We start from the raw sequence: 18,478 nt of genomic DNA, 5'->3' as shown, positions 1-18,478 counted from the left end.
TGTCCGTCTCGGAGTGATATTTGTGACACTGTTAACCCTCCCTCTGCTTACGGAAGACCAAATTCATTACGCTTGACTCGAATCTCGTCCTGAATATACTGGGTGTAATCCATGATGGATTCCCTGGCTTCTACTTGGCCAACAACCGTCTTGTAAAATGCATTGAACAGATGGCGTCCGGTAAAATAACCACCAGGTACTTCGGGAATTCCCTTTACCGTCTCGAATTGTGCTTTCAGATTCGCATAATCCTCAGCAGGCCACGGAAGTGAATCCAGCGCCTTGATGTTGGCCGTCGGATAACGCGCAGCTGCGCCCATTAACCCTTCCATTTCGCGGCCAAACTCAGCCTGAACCGGTGTACTGGTCCACCATTTCATAAACTCCCACGCGGCGTCCTGATCCTTGGCACTCTCCAGCATCATGACCGCACTGCCGCCACCCGGAACGTCCCGATTCAATGTTCCATCCGGCTGCACCGTCCCCGGAACCGGTACAAAACCCCATAATCCACGGATCTCCGGTGCAAATACGGACAACTGGTTATACATCGTGTAATCCGTCAGACCAATCGGCATCTGTCCTGTCCGGAAACGGTTGGCAAAGTCATACTCCCGCTCCAGCTTGTAATCGGTATAAAACTCTGTCCACTTCTTAAATGTCTCAATCCCGATGCGCGAATCCAGATCCGATTCCTTACCGTCATTGCGATAGAAGGAGCCTCCATTCTGGAGCAGCATCGTGGCATACTGCGAGTTAGGCGGAATGTTCACACCCTGCATGTTGGCCTGGGCCACCACCGGCATGCCAAATTCCATATGGTTTTTGCTCAGAATCGCCAGCAGGCTCTCAACATCATCCCACGTTTGAGGAACTTCTAGCCCCAACTCTGCAAGTACATCTTTTCGGTAAAACAACATATTAAAGGTCTGTGTCTCCGGCAAAGCGTACACGCCTGAATCATAGGCGTACGGTACGATGGCACTGTCTCTAAACTCCTGTTCTACCGTGGTATAGTCACTGAACTGGGTGAGATCCACCGCCGAGTTCCGCATCGCAAAATTCACAGGCAGATCATTGCCGATCTGCATCGCTACATCCGGTCCTTCACCCGATAAAGTGGCTGGCAACAGCGTACCCATGTTAACCAGCTTCAGATTGACGTTAATGCCGCTCTCCGGTGTGAATGTCTCATCAATCATCGCTTTCATCGTGTTCGCCTGATCACGACCACTGCCGATCCAGACCGTCACCGTGCGCTGATCCTCTGATGTGGCTACGTTCCCGATCTGGTTATAATCAATGAAGAACGAATGATAGAATGTCTTCGCTTCATGACCAAGCTTCGCCAATGGACCCATACCCGTTCCGGGAATGCTGCTGTCTAATGAAGCTACATAGAGTGCATCAATCTCAAGAGGTTGCTCACGAGCCTGCTGTACCCAAGTTCCCAGCCCGCCTGTGTTCGTTTTGTATGCGGCAAGTCTTCTTGGAATGGTATCCGGCTTGTCGATCATCTCATCCAGCTGTTGGGCCATCGTTTTGATCAATGCTTCCTGATCGCTGGACTGGCCTGACAGAAGACGAAGTTGCCCTGCCACTTCCTTCAGACGCTTGCTTTCTCCGCTAAATACCTCCAGCAGATTCGGAATCTGCTTCTCCACCCGATAATCCCGAAATTCATCCGGTTTGGTGCCTGTAATCATCAGAATTCTCCGGTACATGGAGTTCAGGTTGTACAAGCTGTCCTCCACATTGCGAATAAGTGGCGCGAAATCTCCTAGACTGTTCTCCAGCCGAATGACATGTTTGCCTTTATCCAACTGAAACTTGTAAGCTTCCTCACCGCCCAGCACATCAATGCGATAGTCGCTTTGGTAACGGAATGGCACCTTCGTCATCTCCGCAAAAGGAATCTCGCCATCGATGGTCAGCTTGCGCGTGGAATAGATGCCTTTTACAAAATTTTGCTGAGTGGTAAAACCGATATGATAAAGTCCACTCTCCGGCACATCCACTTCCCATTCGATCCACTGTCCTGGCAGACGCCAGTTAAAACCACCAATCGTATTAATACGCACCTGGGAAGCGCTGTACGGAGCTACAGCTGAACTTGATCTTTCACTGGTTGGATATAACGTAGGTGAAGATTTGGCAACAGCCGCTTCCCCTTCAATTCGGATAAGCACATCCTTAGGCTGACCGGAAGAATCCGTCTGCCTGGAACCTGCGGTTTCCGCATAAGGAACGGCTGGCTTCTCATTGAATAGCCGTATGGATCGAATGACCATGGGTTCGCGAGAGGATTTTAGCGTTAACGTGTGCCTCCCCTTTTCCAGATAGAACTTAAATGGAGCCTGTTCATACCCGTCCGAGTCCTGAAATGTTTCCTCCATCCAGCGGGGCTTCTCCACTTGTTTCGGACGAAGATCATTGCCCTGATTATCCTGTTCAACAGCTTGTTTCTCATTGCCCCATACGCGGTCAAACTGCAAATAGGCGGCTTCCGCAAACGGAAGTTCACCGTCAATGTACAATGCACGCTCAATGGCCGAACTCTTGCCTTCTACGGGAAAATAGACAGCAGAGAGGTTGTAAATCCCGGTTTCCGGCACGTCAACTATCCAGTCGATCCCGCCTGTCTCCCCGGTATGCAGCGATACACCCGGCTTGCCCTCATAATCATTCAGCTTGCGTACCTCTTCACCCTCTGCCCGTATGTAGTCTCCTGCTTCGATGGTCATATCCACATTCGGTCTTGAGGCCTCACCTGCTTGGGACAGATATTGTTCATATCCATTCTTCTGCCTCGTCTGCTGCAAGATGGCATCCACCTCAATGGCAGGCAAACTGCCAGAAGGCACAACTGCACTCTTTACCCCTGCACCGGAAGTAAGCAAAAGTATGACGCAGGCTGCCGCTGCTGCAATGACTATGGGCAGGATCCATTTCTTTCGTTGTAGAATTCCAGCCATCCTACGAGCCCTCCTCATCAAGGCTGATGCCAGTAATGCCTAATTGGTAATACAGGAAAAGAGGTACCCGTGCATGAGCCCGGACACGAGGCACCCCTGTCTGAATCATGCTGGTATTATGGTTTGCCAAGCTTATCAACTGCCGCTTGTGCCTGCGCTTTATACTTCTCGGCTGTTGCTGTAACGGAAGCGTTGTTTTTGATAATGTCGTTTACATAGTCACCGATTGGATAGCCTGCGTAGGCATCATCCAGCAGGATGCGACCCGTTCCCGCGATATGCTCGCGTATCATGGCGATGTCCTTCTCATCGGTATAACGGCTTTCCAGGTAATCCTGACCTGGGTACTCTTCAATCTGCGGAATGTCGAAGGTTTCTTCGTAGATTTGGTATACGATTTTAGGATCTTCCACACCTTTTGGAATGAATTTTGCTGAGGCAGCGTTGTTGGCATATGTTACATCCTTGTTGCCCTGAGGGCCGTTCGGAATTGGTACAACTCCAGCAGCAAAGGTGATATCACCCAACTGCCATTCGGCAGCAGTGAACAAGGCCACATCTCCATCCTTGAATGTGTTGCTTTCCTCCCAGTTTGTTTTGTCACCTGTTTTGACTTTCACAACATTCTCCACGTTATACAGGCGTTTGACGAATTCGGCAGCTTCAATCGTTTTCGGATCGGATAATCCTTCTTTTGAGTGTTCGTCATCTACGATCGTGCCGCCATTGGCTGCAGTAAAGTGACGAAGCACGTCAATAGCCCAGCCGGAGAACCCGTATACGTCAATTTTCCCGTCGTTATCCGTATCTTTTGTCGCCTGTTTCGCGAGTTCCATGAATTTATCCCAATCCCATTCGCCTTTGTTATAAAGCTCCTGAGGATCAGGTAACGACAGCTTCTTGAACAAGTCACGGTTATAGTGAAGTCCCAGACCGATGCTGGTTGGAGATTCAAATGCGTAGTAGTTGCCTGCGATGGCAGGGTATTTTGCAATCAGGTTTGCCTCTTGGTTGATGTTATTCTCAGCTGTGGTGAATTCGGAGATCGGAAGCAGTTGCCCTTTGAGGATAGCGGGTAATGCGGATTTATACTCCATCTGAACGATGTCTGCGAACGGTTCGCCAGCCAGCGCTGTCGTGGTAAATTTGTTCATGTATTCTTCGAATGGCACGTTTACAAACTCAATTTTCACGTTGTATTTCTTCTCGACTTCAGCGATTTTATCCAGTCTAGCCTTATCCGATGCGGTCTCCCCCGCTGGCTTCAGATCCCACCAGGCCGCAACCTTGATGACACGTCCACCCAAATCAGGTACATCAACTGCCACTTCTTCTGTTCCGCCTTCTTTATCTGTCTCGACGGTTCCCGTGCTATTGCCCGAGTTCGCTGGTGCATCATCAGTCGGCTGAGCCGTCCCCCCACCACTGCAAGCGGATACAAAAAGCATTACGACCAATAACATGAGCGGCAAAACGTTCCATTTTCTAGTCACGATTTTAACAACCTCCCCGAATGTGTATACAAATCATGGCCCGGCATAACTCCCTGACTTCCATATTCCTAATGAAATTCGATGACCACCACCATTTGTTATTTCACCGTTTGGTTTTAACAAACAAAATTTAACATAGCATAATGTAAGCGTCAACATTTTTATTGTTAACATTTTCTAATTATTCTGATAAAATGCTGGTATATCGCTTCAAATCCTTATTTTAAAGCATATTATTCGAATACCATTCTGAGTGCTGTGATATCTAAAACGAAAACATTTTTGATTATTTGTTATTTTTAAAAATAACAAAATGATAATAAAAAATTCAAAATTCACCTTTTTCTTCTGCAACATGTTCATCACTATGGTCTATTTTCGTCGATGTATGTATGTGACTTAACATTTTCACTTCTGCAACCGTTATTAGATTAAGAGAAATACATCATGATATACTAGAAGCAGATTTATTGCGCAATTAAGGAATACGGCAGAACTACGAGTGTAAGGATGGTATGATGAAGACGAAGGTAACAATTCAGGAAATTGCACATTTTACAGGTCTGTCGAAATTTGCGGTCTCACGAGCACTGTCCGGAAAATCAGGTGTTAGTGAGCAGACACGGGACGTTATTCTTAAGGCCGCTGGCAAACTTGGATATTTCAAAGATAACAGCATGTTGTCTGCTGATATGTATAGCAGCAATGAACTTCAGGACCCACAAAACACGCGGTGGAGCGGCACCATTTTGATTTTGTTTCCTAATGTTCGTTATCAAAATCAGGAATCCGTATATTGGGGGCCTGTCTTTAACGGGATATCATCCAGACTGAATCAGAAAGGCATCAATATTCTTACTCTGACAGAGCCTTCTGCGGATCAACTATTCACATTGCTGAATCCGGATGCCATTCGGGGCATTATTACGGTTGGTTCCATCTCGACACCTATCCTGCTTGAAATTAAGCGTCTGGGCATTCCCGTCGTCATGGTGGATCATCTGGACCCCGTCTTTCACAGTGACAGTATTTTCACAGACAACTTTGCTTCCATGCGTGACATAATGCTCTACCTTCTACGCAAGGGATATAAACGGTTTCAGTTTGTTGGAAATACCAGTGATGCTCACAGCTTCTATGAACGATGGATCGCCTATACTTCGGTGTTGATGGGTCATGGATTGGAGATGAATCAGATTCCCGAACTAAGCAGCCCGGATATGGATGATTTTCACAAGACGTTCACTTCGGTCATTCATGAGGGGAATTTGCCTGAGGTTTTTGTCTGTGCCAATGACTTCTATGCGTTATACACTATCGAGGCTCTGGAGAGCATAGGGATTAGTGTACCCGATCAATGTGTAGTCACCGGTTTCGACAATGTGTATGATAATATCCCTGTACTCGCCACAGTTAATGTGAACAAGGAACTGCTTGGTGCGCGTGCGGTCGACCAGATGTTATGGCGAATTGTGAACCCGGAGAGTAACGTAGAGAAAAAGCTGATTCTCGCTGATGTGATGATTCGGGAACAGTACGGTAGACATAGCGGATAAAAGATAAGGTACCCATAGACAGCAAAACACCCCCATAACCAGTATTCGACTGGCTTGGGGGTATTTGAATTTGAATACCATATAAAAAATGTTGATGTCAAAAGTCCATTCTACGTATCTGTCCGGACATCATCCCAATCTTGATCCAGATAACAGATCAGCCAGTTCAGCGCACGGTGACGTTCGTAGGCCACTCCGCCATTCAGACCTCCGGGAGGTGTTTGTTCCTTCACATGACTGTCTACACACACCCAGTTGTATCGGTAGATTAGATCCGCTGCATCCAAAATCTCGCTTTTGGAGCGAAGCTGTGCTCCGGCTACAAAGGCTTCAACATCGTCACATTGCTGCAAATATCCTACATCTTGTCCTACGTTACAAAGATTTACCGGAGCTCCAAATTCCTTGACATAGCCTAACGCCCATAACATCACATGATAAGCCTCGTATCCCCATGAAAAGGAGATAACCTCTTGATGCTCTGCCCCATGCTGTTCCACAAATCTTCTCTCTACAGGTGAGAAAAATGAAGTTGCATCATACTTGTCGATCACTTCCTGGACCAGCGCTGCTGTATCTTCTGCGCTCTCCCCCGCTCCCAGACACTCGCCCTTGAGTGCTGCAATACAGAGGGATACCGCGCGCTCTGCGACTTGTTCCACACTGCGGATCGTAGTATGCTCATCTCCCGCTCTTGCGGGCAAATGGACGTTGAATGGGATTCCTTGCTCTTTTAGAATTTGCTCCGAACGCTCTTTGCGCAGCATTGCAGATTCCGACGGAGGTCTGACATCATCCAGAAAACTGGTATGTGCTGTCACTTGGTAATCCTCTACTTCGGATTCTCCATTGACATCCAGCAGCAGCTGACCTTGCGCATTCAGCAAGGAGCCACTTCCCCAGAAGATGACTGCATCCAGGGCATCGGCCAAATGCAATAATTCATTAAAGAATTCTTCGGAAATGTCCTCATCTGTTTCGATCCCAACAACCATATTTAGTGTAGAGCATTTAATCAGTACCTTTTCCTGTAGCGAAGCATTCTTTCCCTCAATCTGACTCAGAAACCCCAGCATCCCCTGAATCATTGCCGTAAATTCTTCAGGGTGGGTCTGGCTCGTCATGATATTGAAGCCCTTTGTCTTCTTACTAAATAACTTCTTTCGTGTAACTTGAATATGGGTTTTGTCTTCCTTACGCTCAATTGTATCCTGAGGGTATATGGATTGAATCATTTCAAACAGCTGGTCCAGGTCAAACTGGGAGCTGTATATCGCACAATTTCTCATGAGGTTCACCTTCTACTTTTCAATTAGTCCTTATACGGGTCGAATTCATTACCTCCGGCCATCGCGACACCTACGGGACGCAGAATATGGTTTATTTTCAAGGTATGAGCATGCGCATTCAGCACATCCTGCAGTTTCTTGTAAACAAAAGGACTTTCATCCGTTCCTGCACCCCGAAGCTCCACACCATAGGCACGAATCGCCGCTTGCATCTGTTCCTCACTGATCTCGCCACCCATGCGTATACGCCGCTTATAATTCATTTTGCCTGCCGCTTGGGTTCGGCTCATAATCCGACCTGCACCATGTACGGTACTGCGGAAAGACTCGGTATTCTCTTCGCTGTGGATTCCTTCCACGATCACCGATATATCTCCCATGCTTCCGCCCACAAAACCGAGCTGTCCCGGTGCCAGCGGCGTTGCTCCTTTACGGACCACCACCACGTCTTCGCCAATATGCTGTTCTTTCCAGGCAAAGTTATGATGGTTATGAACCGAATACTCTGCGCTCGCCCCTAGAATGCCGAGCACCTGCTCAATCACATAATCGCGCCCTGCATACGCATAACGGCCTGCCAAAGTCATCCCGTCCCAATACATATCACCCATTTCACTCTTGAGGTCAAACAGTGTTGGTGGTTGGTCCATCGATTCTCCCGGCGCTTTGCCACTAAATGTACGTCCGGCAGCCAGATTCAGAAAACCACTGGCGACCTTATGCCCAAATCCGCGGCTGCCAAAGTGGTTCGCAATCCATACTTTACCCGTGGCCTGTTCCACAAAAATGTCGACAAAGTGATTGCCACTACCTACTGTCCCGAGCTGGTTGCGCGCGAGTGTCTTCAACTTGTGCTGTAATCCAGGCTCAATCGAATCAAACAGCCTCCAGCTGGCATCGTCGAACAACTCATGTTCAACAGGTGTTGGATTGATACGCCCTATGCCGAAGGATATGGTTGAATTAATCTCATCCATAATGACAGCAATCTGATCCCGGATATCATCCCACATCAGGTTGGTGCGCACAGCCTTGTTTCCACAGGCAATATCATATCCAACTCCTGACGGACTGATCATGTTCCGGTAGGCAACTACGCCCCCGATAGGCTGTGAATATCCTTTGTGATGGTCCGCCATTAGAGCCACGCCCAGTACATCTCCATACTGCGAGCAAGTCACCGCCTGACTTACCGCATTCTCCAGCGGCTCCCCCCAGACTTTAATGTTATCTATGATACGCATGATTTGGTTAACCTCCTATTGTCTTCATTAAAACTTCTAATAAAATATATACGTCCCTGCCCATAACTTTCTTTATTTTACCAAAGAGAGACCCTTCCCGAAACTATACATTCCTTCAGTTCAAAGTTATCCGTATAAAGTAAAAAAAAAGAGAGCCAGGCCCTCTTTTACATGATCAGTTCCTATTTTATTTCTTACTGATCTTAAACTTGAACTCCCACGTTGCTGTGTTACCCGAATAACGGCCTCTGTTCTCCGTCACGACAACCGATAGCGTCTTGTTGATTGATTTGGAAATGGAAGAAACCTTAACGTTCATACTTTTGCTTCCCAGATCAGGGATTTTGTCCTGCTCTTCAGCATTTGCTTGCAATTTCAGCGTATCTGTAGGTTTCAGGTTCAACGTAACCGACGAACCTTCCTCCAGGCTCTTGCCGTTCACACTTGCCCCAATGGCCCATTCATTACCAACCGAATTGTTCTCCACCAGTTCTGTACTGACAAGCGTCACGGTCACTTTAACCGTCTTGGCAGCGGCATAGGATGTTGGGGAACATACAGCGAATACCAAACTCAGAATCATCAAGACATTAGCCCATTTTTTGAACACGAGAGTGCCTCCCTCATATCAGTTCATTTATTTCGAGACTATGCCTTATTCGCCCTGCTCCTCAAGTAGTCCTCCTACCGATTAGACATTTCCCGTACTATATTGATTAATTAAAATGCTTCCGATAACCCTGAACTTTCTCATCTTTAAAGCCCAGCTTTTCATAAAAAATATGAGCCTCTTTACGCTGATCACCAGACACCAGAATCATGTATTCACATCCAAGATCTCTCGCAATGTGCTCAATCTGAAGCATAAGCTTCTGACCAATTCCCTGTCTGCGTACCTGATCGGATACAATCACATTCTCCACAACCATGAAGGGATTGCACTGACCCGCCAGATCCATACATTCAATACCCATAACTGATCCGGCCAGTTCGCCATTGTAAAATGCACCGAGTACATGGTAGTGTCCATTTTGCTGGATATAGTGAAACATCTTCTGCATCTGTTGTTCATTAGTCGGTGTACCCATCAATTCGTTGTATAACTGACTTAGCGCCGGTAGATCCTCAAGTTCGATTGCTTTAATGGTAACCATAATAATCCTCCTGATTTGTCCTATTTCGCATACATTGCTTAAGTTAGGTCCTTCTTAAAATAATAATGACTGTGTCCGGTCGGTGCATTGTCGATCGTTGTGATCAATTGGTAGCCATGCTTCTTGTAAAATTCCGGTGCTTGATATGAGAATGTATTCAACATGACAAAATCACAAGATTTCTCTCGCGCAATTCGCTCAACTTCAAGCAACAACTGAGAACCATATCCCCGATGCCGTTGTTCTGAATCCACCCAGAGAATATCAACCTCCAGCCAGTTCCAGCAAAGTGTACTAAGCACACCTGCAACAATCTCGCCTGCCTCATTTTTGATATTATAATTCAATTCTTCATAACGATGCCTTAACTCCTCGCTCACATGCGCAGCATTAAATACAATGAGTTGCTGGCGAACATATTCTGAATCCTCTGGACTACTTGGATTGATATTGATTTGGGTCATCATCTTCTCCCCTTCTCGTCATTATTTCGTATTAAATATCTGAATAGGACCTTCCCAGTCAGGCTCCCTAACCTCTTGGTATTTATTATCGGTATAGCGTGCAATGACCTTACGCCAGAAAACCTGAGCAGGCTCATTCGTCTCCATCTCCGCTACTTTCCATGTTCCGGGAAAAAGATTGAACACATGAATGGCGGCTTGCGCACCCACTCCCAGCTTTCTGTATTTTTTCATTACAAAAAACTCTGCCATTTCGTATATGTTCGTTCCCTGTTCACTCTCGATTTCACGAATCAGTGCAAATCCGGCCAATTGTCCTTCTACCCGAAACAAAAAAGGATGTCTGCCCGCTTCTGTCCAATAATGGTCCAGGTACACATACTCATATAACCCATTTTCGTTAACATCTTCCGGGTCAAACTCACTAAAATCATATTTGTACAATTCCATCAGATTGCGCAAAGTTGATTTTTGTTGGTACTCTGCTTTATGAATTGATAACATGAGTGTACTTCCTCTTTCCGTTAGATTTCGCAGGGGTTCTTTACTTCGGTAGTCTATAAACCCTGCTCCGTACCTTCATCAACACTTCTCCACCCTTACGCCATCCTCCTTTTTTCACAAAAAAAGAAAGGGCAGACTGTATATCATACAGTTACCCCTTCTTCGGAATTCTTTACTGTATTCCTCTGTTGCTCATCCTCTGATCTACAATGACTCCTTGATCACTCGCTTGTAATACCATATGGACAACAGGCCGAAGATTGAATACAACAGCGTATACACAATCATGACAATTATAGTTGGTGTGGCAAGTTCCGTTCCAAAGAAGAACCAGCCTGATTTTACGGCAAAATAACTATGGCTTAGTCCCACGACAAGGGGAATGCCGAAATTAAACAACTGCTTGAACTGAATTCCGCGTAACAGATTACCTTGCGTGAAGCCAAGTTTGCGCAGAATTGTATAGTTTGATTTCTCTTCTTCGCTCTCATTCATTTGTTTGAAATAGAGGATACATCCGGATGTAATCAGGAAAGTCAGTCCCAGAAAACCAACAATGAACATGATTAGGCCCATACTGGTACGTTGATTATTTCTGAATTCAATTTGGGAGAAGCTCGGGGCTTTCAATTTCAGATCTGCAAAAATGGCATATGCATTCTCTTCTTGCCCGGAATCTGTAATGTGCACACCGTAATAATCGGTCACTCCCCCTTTTTGAAGTTTCGGATCAAGATCCTTCGCAAGCTCCGCATAAACCGATTCATCCACAACCGCCACCGGCGTACCCTGGGTATAGTATACGGGAAGCACGCCCTTTTTCGTGGTTCCGATCAATTGCTGGTCAATGGCTTGCTTCAACCCATGCAGAACAATGGGGCCTTTCTCCTGAATTGAAATTAACTGTTGGATCACATTTCCATACCCCATGAAAATCACTTCACCTGGTTTCAGGTCGATGTTATCTACCATGCTGTCACTTAACACACTGCTGAACAATCGATCCTCCGACAGGGAATCATTCATCACCTTGGTTGCATCAATTTCAATATACAAAGGTTGTCTGTGCTTTTCTTCATATGGAATCTGTTTGTGATCCAGCTCGGCTACAAAACGATTTTTCACATTAGCCTGGGCAAATGAAAAATCTTCTGGCAGACTTTCCTTGGCTTGCGCCTCTGCCGAATAATAGGAAATGTAACTGAGCGATAACATGCCTATGGCGAGTGCCGATACGGTAGTAATAATGGTCAGCAGCAAAGCATTCGACTTCATGCGAAACATGATAGAGGATAACGATAATACCTCGTTAATGGAGAGATAGCCTTTTTTACTTTTGCGAATCAGATTAAAGAGAAAACTGACGGAACCTTTATAGAACAGATACGTCCCCAGAATGACCGAGAACAGAATCAGAATCATCGTGTACATCAACTTCTGCATATCCATTTCCTCACCACTGAACAATCGTGCAGACAAAGCGTACCCAAAACCGATCAGAGCAATACCCAGGATACCCATCAGAATCTGCCCCACAGATAACTTATGTACCTGCTGCTCCGTTGTGGAAGACACTCGAAAGAGCGAAAGGATGCTCTGAGCTCGGATAAACGTGTAATTCATCAGCATGATGAGCAAGTACATAACGGCAAAAACAATCACGGTCTGCAGCAAGGCCATTGGTGAAAAGTACAGCTCTGCGATGGCCTCAACGCCAATAATTTTGAACAAAATCATCAATATCAGCTTGGAACCCAGAAACCCGATAACAATACCTATTGCCATGGAACCAAAGTAGAGAATGCAATTTTCCGCACTCAAGATGCCAAATATTCTCCCCTTCGTCAGTCCGATTAGCTGAAACAAACCAATCTCCTTACTGCGCCGCTTGATAAAGATTGTATTGGCGTAGAGCAGAAAAATGCCCACAATGACAATCAGTAACACCGATGATGCGCCGATCGCAGCAGCCCCTTTCGTTGAATCAGCAACCTCATTCATGGAGGGATCATACTGCAATGTCACAAAGGAAAAATAAAGCGCCACACTAAAGATCAGGGCAAAGACGTAAAGATAATAATTCTTCAGGTTTTTCTTCAGATTGCGAAAAATGATGTAATTCAGACTCATGGCTGCACACCACCCAGTACGCCCTGAGTTTTGATAATATCGTTGAAGAAGGATTGCCGGGACTCGTCTCCTTTATTTAATTGAGTGTAAATCTGACCGTCCCGAATGAAAATCACCCTGCTGCAATAACTCGCGGCAAACGGATCATGCGTAACCATAATAATCGTAGCTTGATGTTTGCTGTTCATATCACTTAATTTGCCAAGCAGGTCCGAAGCCGATTTGGAATCGAGCGCACCTGTCGGCTCATCAGCGAAAATAATGCTCGGATCATGCACAAACGCACGCGCAGCCGACGTCCGCTGCTTCTGTCCACCCGAAATCTCGGACGGATATTTATCTTTCAACTCATATATGCCCAGTTCACGGGCGATTTGTTCGAACTTCAGGTGTGCCTCATGCTTCGGAATACTCGTAATCGAGAGCGGCAGCAATACATTTTCCTTCACCGTGAGGGTATCCAGCAGATTATAATCCTGAAAAATAAAGCCGAGATGATGTTTGCGGAATTCAGCAAGCTGTTTCTCCTTCATGCCGGTGAACTCCTGCCCCTCAATGTCGATCGTGCCCTGGCTGACCCGATCAATCGAAGAAAGAACATTCAGCAGTGTCGTTTTCCCCGAACCCGAGGGCCCCATAATACCTACAAATTCGCCTTTACTTACCCCGAGATCAATCCCCTTAAGGACTTCCTGTTTATTTAGTTTGTTGCCATAGACTTTATGAATTTTTTTGGCTTCCAGTATCCACATATCCCACTCACTCCTCTTTGGTATATCTCTATCATAAGCGGGATGCTCCAATTTATCGTGCGATTCACCGAACAAAACCAAAAAGCATGTGACAATGTTGTCACACGCCTGCAAGGTGGATCATGTCATTTTTTCGCGGGAAAGTTAGCTTGACACTAGTGCCCTCTCCGGGAGCAGACTGTACCTGAATGTCTATACGAAGTGCTTGTGCCACCTGTCGGGTCAAATACAAGCCCATTCCCGTTGCCGTTCCTTCCAATCTCCCCTGAGTTGAAGTGAAGCCTTTATCAAAGATACGCGGTAAATCCTGCGCTTCGATCCCTCGTCCATAATCCTGAATGATCAGTATGATGTGCCCATCCTGTTCCTTGCTTTCAATGACAATGTCAGAGGAATGACTATATTTTACGGCATTACTGAGCAACTGCCGTATGATAAAACCTAACCATTTGCTGTCGGTCAGCACCGTAGTCACATCTAATGACACGTCGAAGCCAATCCGTTTGGATATACACCACGACTTCAAAGCTCTAATCTCGCCATTCAAAATCGGTTCAAGCTCTGTTTCTTCCACAAACAAATCATTATGCATAAATGGAATACGCTTCTGGTGAAGCTGCTGATCGAGCAGTTGGTGAATTCGCAGCCATTCATACGTCATCTGGCCCTGCAGCTTGTCATCCGGCATTCGCTCGATCATCAATTGCAGCGCGGTTAAGGGCGTCTTCACCTCGTGAATCCAGGCCAACATCTCATCCTTCTCCTGCTCCAGCAAAATAAAATGAGCTGAGGACTCCTTCCGATAACGTTCGGTCTGGGAAGTCACGGCATCGTGCACAATCCGTTCATATGGGCTTTCAGCGATATCCAAATCCCCTGGATCATAGGTGTGATCCCAGGTGGTTAATTTTTTGTAGAAGCGGGTCTCTCTTGGATATCTCGCCCAGATAAACACGATGCATACGACTACATTCAGCATGACGATGTACGCTACAGATCGGAATGGAATGGACGTGTCGATATAGGCTACAAATAAAATGATGAGCTGCATGCTTATAAGCAACACTAACCAACTCAGCTTTTCCCGTATGTATTTGCCAATCATGTTTCTGCCTCTTCTGTTGCCATGTAGCCCTGACCCACCTTGGTTTCGATATAGCCATCCAGATTTAGCGGCTCCAACTTCTTGCGAAGGCGATTCACGTTGACCGTGAGTGTGTTGTCACTGACAAAATGTTCATGATCCCACAGACTGCGAATAAGGTCTTCCCGGGTCACAATCTGATTTTTGTGCTCTACCAGCACTTTGAGAATGAACATTTCATTTTTGGTCAAAAGAACAGATTCATTGTCATGGGTAAGGGTGTTTTTCACATATTCAATGGCAGCCCCACGCCATGTACGCAGCTCAATCCGCTCTGTATTGTAGTTATACACCCTACGCAGGGTCGCCTGGATCTTGGCAATCAGAACATCAAAATGGAAGGGCTTCTGGATAAAATCATCTGCGCCCAGATGCATTGACATCACCATATCCGTAGGATGATCCCGTGAGGACAAAAAGATAATCGGCACATTGGAATGAGCTCGGATCATGCGACACCAATGAAATCCGTCATACTGGGGAAGCTGAATATCAATAATGACCAGCTGTGGCTGAATGGCACTGTATTCCTGCATGACTTTGCCAAAATTCTGTACGCCATACACGTCATATGACCACTGGGATAACCGTTCTTTGATTTCACTGAATAACGATTCATCGTCTTCAATGAGCATAATTTTAAACATATACCTTCACCACGTTTCTGTTCTTCTTGGGCATTGCCCGAAGCATATTGTTTGACAATCTACGGGGGACCATTCCAGATACGGATCGTTCTTCCGATCGCAGTTGTCCCCAAATTTCCTTTATTAAATTTATTAAATGTAGAAATTAGGTGACAAAGGCGAACGCTACCGCTTCTTCAGAATCGATTCCGTCTCTTCCACTCCTGCCGCTATTAATAGAACAATACAAGTTTCGAGGCAACGTAAAACCCATAATCTCTTATCAATTTAGATGAATCTAAACGTATATAACTGTTAATCTGTTATCCCTCCATAGTATGGAGGACCTTGCTTGGATCACTGATTTCTTCCATCCGTTCGATCAATTTCTGAGCGACATCCTGTGGCGATCTTAATTGGCCTGCTTCATAGACCTGACCGAATACCTCGGACAATGCAAATTCATCTGCACTTTTGCCTCTTGCCACAGCCTGTAGCTCAGTATCTACCATCCCCGGATCGAATGCAATCACTTCAACGGGATTGGGATGCCCAGATTGTTCCATCGCTACACACTGGGTGAACATGTTTATTCCAGCTTTGGAAGTACAATAAGATGCCATTGAAGGTGCCGGATAACTGCCTGACCCGGACGATACATTGACTATTTTTCTGCGTGTGGTCAGGTGGTTGGTATGTTGCATAAAAGATGAAGTCAGAGTCATAGGCGCTGCCAAACTGATGTTCAGATTAAGACGGATCTCCTCGGCACTGCACTGATCTATCGGCTTCAACGGCTCAAGCATGGCAGCATTGTTAATGAGTCCGATGAATTCAACTTCTTGAGGAGGAATCTGATTCAATATGCCTGAGACAAGATCGTCGATGCTATGAATATCTGCCAGATCAAACTGAACATGTTGGTAACGCTCGTAGGCTTCCTCCAAGTCAGACGTTCCGCGTGCAACACCGTAGACGTGATCTCCCTTTTTCAATAACAATTCCGCAAGCTGTTTACCAATTCCTCTGGAAGTACCTGTAATGATAAAATACCTTTGTCCCATATTCTCCCCGCCTTTCTCTCGCTCTGTGCAATATTGGTTAAACGTCAAATTTATGACCCTTCATCTATGACTACACATTTGGTTTTCTCCACAACGTCACCCATAGGATGGGCAAGCCAAAACACATATCATCCTGCCCCATCGCCTTCATCGGGCGCAGCTCCACGCATTCAAATGGATCTTCAAGCAAATAGTGAAGCTTTGCCTCCGTAAAAGCCAGACCACCTTTCATCGACTTCTCACGGTATACCTCCCAATCGTCCATAACGCTCTCCGGTCCACCCTGACCGCCAAATCCTGGAGCAAAACAGGTCATTCCAAAATACCCTCTAGGTTTAAGTGCATTGTGAATCATCTGTATGTAGGGAATTCGCTGATGTGGCAGCAGATGGTGAAGACAGCCCGAATCATAGACCAGATCGTACTCTTCATATGGCGTGAGTTCAAATGCTGATTTGCATTCGAAATTCACTTCAAGCTTTTCTTCCGTTGCTCTTTCCTTGGCCCAGGCAATGGCTTGCTCCGAGAGATCATAAGCATCTACCTTATAACCCTGACGTGTTAGATATAATGCATTTCTTCCCGGGCCACAACCGAGCTCCAATGCTTTGCCCCCAGATAATATTCCTGAGTTCACATGTGCTACCAGATTTTCATCCGGTTTGTTTGAAAAAAAGGGGATTGGCCGGTCCCGATCTTCATAGAACGGCTCCCAAAATTGCTTCGCTGATCTGAATTCTGCGTCAAGCATGTCATATAGATCCTGGACATTTTTAATCGTCTTCTCCATAACCACATTCCTCCTCGAATTCATACAAAACATCCTGCACATTCCCTCTTATGTATCGATCTCTTTGTCTTTATGTCGCCCGCGCCATCACGGTTTCTGCGCTAAATCAACTACCCTCTATTATAACATTTTCACCCAATCCAACTCTATTTTCTTGTATGATTCCTAGCCAAAAATAGCCTGTTTAGATGTAAAAAACGCTGTTTAGAAGAAAGTAATTTCCTGTCTTCTCAACAGCGTTTTAATCCTTTTTTTCATGACTCGATCAGCTTAACTTCTTCGTTAGATACAGCACCACATCGTCATCGATAATTGTTTCATCGCCCCACTTTAGATAACGATCATGCTTGTGAATACCCCGTCCATCTGGTATATATCCACGACGCGCATACAGAATTTGAGCTTTGCCATAATCGGAGAATACCCCGACACCTATCCCGGCAGTATCGGTTCGCTCATGAATAACTTCTTCTGCCCGGTCCATCAAACGTGATCCAATTCCCTGACGCTGATACTTGATCAGCACATTGAAATCATTAATTTCCGGAATACCCTGTTCCCTGAACGAAGGGTAATACGAATTCCACAATACATTCGCGTAACCGGCAAAAGCTCCATCGAGCTCCGCTACCAGAGTCACCCGCTCACCATCCTGCTGTTCTGCAAGATATTGAATATACTGCTCCGCCGATTTCGCCCAACCCTGTTCCTGAAACGCCTGTGAAATTACGACCGGATCGCTCTCATCCAGAAGTCTGATATGTATATTCATCGACGTAATCTCCTTAATATTATTATTTAAATGTTATTTCCTCAAAAAGTAAGATCCACAAAGTGTTCATGTGTCCCTTTAGCAGAATATATCGACCATCGGTGCAAAAAAGAATAAAACATGTCGCCAAAATTCATGCCCTCTGGTAGTGTATCTACCATTTTCATTGCACCTATTTCGGTGTTAGGTTCCAGCGATAAAGCACGGAATTTAGTAATATTCGTATAATAAACCATGCCGAATCTTCCATTCATTTGATAGATTCCGAAGGGTTCCAAGGTGAACTTCAGTGCCCCTGTCTCTTCGTACAGTTCTCTTTCTGCAGCCCTAAGAACTGACTCGTCAGATTCACGATTACCTCCGGGGAATTCCCAGCCTCTACGTTTAAGGTTATGAATAATGACGTATTTTCCCTGAAACTGAGTAACCATGATGACATACTGAATCTCTTGTTCCAATTCATGAAATTCACTTAGATCCAGCCACTGTTTCTCTATCATCAGAAATCACACCTCACATAT

The 18,478-nt window shown here is 45.7% G+C and carries 17 protein-coding genes; 1 reads left to right on the top strand and 16 read right to left on the bottom strand.

Features of this window, described 5'->3' with window-relative positions; all coding sequences use genetic code 11:
• Positions 1-47: 47 nt before the first annotated feature.
• Entirely contained in the window at positions 48-2,975 is a 2,928-nt protein-coding gene (locus tag DC345_RS01210; protein WP_113051558.1) for an extracellular solute-binding protein, read from the bottom strand.
• Between the two features lie 116 nt (positions 2,976-3,091).
• Positions 3,092-4,468 carry an ABC transporter substrate-binding protein gene (locus DC345_RS01205; protein ID WP_258530423.1) on the bottom strand — a complete coding sequence of 459 codons (1,377 nt, stop codon included), beginning with the start codon at positions 4,466-4,468 and terminating at the stop codon, positions 3,092-3,094.
• Positions 4,469-4,986: 518 nt separating this feature from the next.
• On the opposite strand from DC345_RS01205, the gene DC345_RS01200 reads away from it, so the two are divergent.
• On the top strand, positions 4,987-6,024 hold the full coding sequence (locus tag DC345_RS01200) for a LacI family DNA-binding transcriptional regulator (RefSeq protein WP_113051557.1): 1,038 nt from the start codon (positions 4,987-4,989) through the stop codon (positions 6,022-6,024).
• Between the two features lie 110 nt (positions 6,025-6,134).
• On the opposite strand, the gene DC345_RS01195 is transcribed toward DC345_RS01200, so the two are convergent.
• The 14 genes from DC345_RS01195 to DC345_RS01130 form a co-directional block, all read right to left on the bottom strand.
• Entirely contained in the window at positions 6,135-7,313 is a 1,179-nt protein-coding gene (locus tag DC345_RS01195) for a DUF4272 domain-containing protein (RefSeq protein WP_113051556.1), read from the bottom strand.
• 23 nt (positions 7,314-7,336) lie between these two features.
• Positions 7,337-8,557, bottom strand: coding sequence for an RtcB family protein (locus DC345_RS01190; RefSeq protein ID WP_113051555.1), 1,221 nt, complete (start codon positions 8,555-8,557; stop codon positions 7,337-7,339).
• Positions 8,558-8,744: 187 nt separating this feature from the next.
• The gene (locus DC345_RS01185; protein ID WP_258530422.1) at positions 8,745-9,167 is read right to left on the bottom strand and encodes a hypothetical protein; all 423 of its coding nucleotides are present in this window, start codon (positions 9,165-9,167) and stop codon (positions 8,745-8,747) included.
• 106 nt (positions 9,168-9,273) lie between these two features.
• Positions 9,274-9,711, bottom strand: a complete 438-nt coding sequence (locus tag DC345_RS01180; RefSeq protein WP_076289992.1) for a GNAT family N-acetyltransferase — start codon at positions 9,709-9,711, stop codon at positions 9,274-9,276.
• A 38-nt stretch (positions 9,712-9,749) separates the two neighbouring features.
• A complete protein-coding gene (locus DC345_RS01175) occupies positions 9,750-10,175 on the bottom strand; it encodes a GNAT family N-acetyltransferase (protein WP_113051554.1) in 426 nt (141 codons plus the stop codon).
• A gap of 21 nt (positions 10,176-10,196) precedes the next feature.
• A complete protein-coding gene (locus DC345_RS01170; protein WP_113051553.1) occupies positions 10,197-10,679 on the bottom strand; it encodes a GNAT family N-acetyltransferase in 483 nt (160 codons plus the stop codon).
• 204 nt (positions 10,680-10,883) lie between these two features.
• Complete coding sequence (locus tag DC345_RS01165) at positions 10,884-12,809, bottom strand: ABC transporter permease (RefSeq protein ID WP_113051552.1); 1,926 nt, start codon at positions 12,807-12,809, stop codon at positions 10,884-10,886.
• Positions 12,806-13,561: an ABC transporter ATP-binding protein gene (locus DC345_RS01160; protein WP_113051551.1), complete on the bottom strand. Its 756-nt coding sequence runs from the start codon at positions 13,559-13,561 to the stop codon at positions 12,806-12,808. The genes DC345_RS01165 and DC345_RS01160 overlap by 4 nt, the downstream gene beginning before the upstream one ends.
• Positions 13,562-13,661: 100 nt before the next feature.
• Positions 13,662-14,666 (bottom strand): sensor histidine kinase, encoded by a 1,005-nt coding sequence (locus tag DC345_RS01155; protein ID WP_113051550.1) that lies wholly within the window; start codon positions 14,664-14,666, stop codon positions 13,662-13,664.
• Positions 14,663-15,352, bottom strand: coding sequence for a response regulator transcription factor (locus tag DC345_RS01150; protein WP_113051549.1), 690 nt, complete (start codon positions 15,350-15,352; stop codon positions 14,663-14,665). The genes DC345_RS01155 and DC345_RS01150 overlap by 4 nt, the downstream gene beginning before the upstream one ends.
• Positions 15,353-15,654: 302 nt before the next feature.
• Positions 15,655-16,395: an SDR family NAD(P)-dependent oxidoreductase gene (locus DC345_RS01145; RefSeq protein WP_113051548.1), complete on the bottom strand. Its 741-nt coding sequence runs from the start codon at positions 16,393-16,395 to the stop codon at positions 15,655-15,657.
• Between the two features lie 70 nt (positions 16,396-16,465).
• A complete protein-coding gene (locus DC345_RS01140; protein WP_113051547.1) occupies positions 16,466-17,185 on the bottom strand; it encodes a class I SAM-dependent methyltransferase in 720 nt (239 codons plus the stop codon).
• 265 nt (positions 17,186-17,450) lie between these two features.
• Positions 17,451-17,957: a GNAT family N-acetyltransferase gene (locus DC345_RS01135; protein WP_113051546.1), complete on the bottom strand. Its 507-nt coding sequence runs from the start codon at positions 17,955-17,957 to the stop codon at positions 17,451-17,453.
• A 41-nt stretch (positions 17,958-17,998) separates the two neighbouring features.
• Positions 17,999-18,457, bottom strand: a complete 459-nt coding sequence (locus DC345_RS01130; RefSeq protein WP_113051545.1) for an NUDIX domain-containing protein — start codon at positions 18,455-18,457, stop codon at positions 17,999-18,001.
• Positions 18,458-18,478: the final 21 nt, after the last annotated feature.

Source organism: Paenibacillus taichungensis (genome assembly GCF_003287275.1).
In the GTDB taxonomy this organism is placed as follows: Bacteria; Bacillota; Bacilli; order Paenibacillales; family Paenibacillaceae; genus Paenibacillus; species Paenibacillus taichungensis_A.
The sequence above is the reverse complement of the archived record's forward strand: the minus strand, read 5'-3'. Positions and strand labels throughout refer to the sequence as shown.

Excerpts from the sequence above, each read along its gene's own strand:
- DC345_RS01155 (WP_113051550.1), bottom strand. The coding sequence starts at position 14,666 with ATGATTGGCAAATACATACGGGAAAAGCTGAGTTGGTTAGTGTTGCTT.
- DC345_RS01135 (WP_113051546.1), bottom strand. The coding sequence starts at position 17,957 with ATGAATATACATATCAGACTTCTGGATGAGAGCGATCCGGTCGTAATT.
- DC345_RS01190 (WP_113051555.1), bottom strand. The coding sequence starts at position 8,557 with ATGCGTATCATAGATAACATTAAAGTCTGGGGGGAGCCGCTGGAGAAT.
- DC345_RS01195 (WP_113051556.1), bottom strand. The coding sequence starts at position 7,313 with ATGAGAAATTGTGCGATATACAGCTCCCAGTTTGACCTGGACCAGCTG.
- DC345_RS01165 (WP_113051552.1), bottom strand. The coding sequence starts at position 12,809 with ATGAGTCTGAATTACATCATTTTTCGCAATCTGAAGAAAAACCTGAAG.
- DC345_RS01150 (WP_113051549.1), bottom strand. The coding sequence starts at position 15,352 with ATGTTTAAAATTATGCTCATTGAAGACGATGAATCGTTATTCAGTGAA.
- DC345_RS01180 (WP_076289992.1), bottom strand. The coding sequence starts at position 9,711 with ATGGTTACCATTAAAGCAATCGAACTTGAGGATCTACCGGCGCTAAGT.
- DC345_RS01210 (WP_113051558.1), bottom strand. The coding sequence starts at position 2,975 with ATGGCTGGAATTCTACAACGAAAGAAATGGATCCTGCCCATAGTCATT.
- DC345_RS01140 (WP_113051547.1), bottom strand. The coding sequence starts at position 17,185 with ATGGAGAAGACGATTAAAAATGTCCAGGATCTATATGACATGCTTGAC.
- DC345_RS01130 (WP_113051545.1), bottom strand. The coding sequence starts at position 18,457 with ATGATAGAGAAACAGTGGCTGGATCTAAGTGAATTTCATGAATTGGAA.
- DC345_RS01170 (WP_113051553.1), bottom strand. The coding sequence starts at position 10,679 with ATGTTATCAATTCATAAAGCAGAGTACCAACAAAAATCAACTTTGCGC.
- DC345_RS01175 (WP_113051554.1), bottom strand. The coding sequence starts at position 10,175 with ATGACCCAAATCAATATCAATCCAAGTAGTCCAGAGGATTCAGAATAT.
- DC345_RS01145 (WP_113051548.1), bottom strand. The coding sequence starts at position 16,395 with ATGGGACAAAGGTATTTTATCATTACAGGTACTTCCAGAGGAATTGGT.
- DC345_RS01160 (WP_113051551.1), bottom strand. The coding sequence starts at position 13,561 with ATGTGGATACTGGAAGCCAAAAAAATTCATAAAGTCTATGGCAACAAA.
- DC345_RS01200 (WP_113051557.1), top strand. The coding sequence starts at position 4,987 with ATGAAGACGAAGGTAACAATTCAGGAAATTGCACATTTTACAGGTCTG.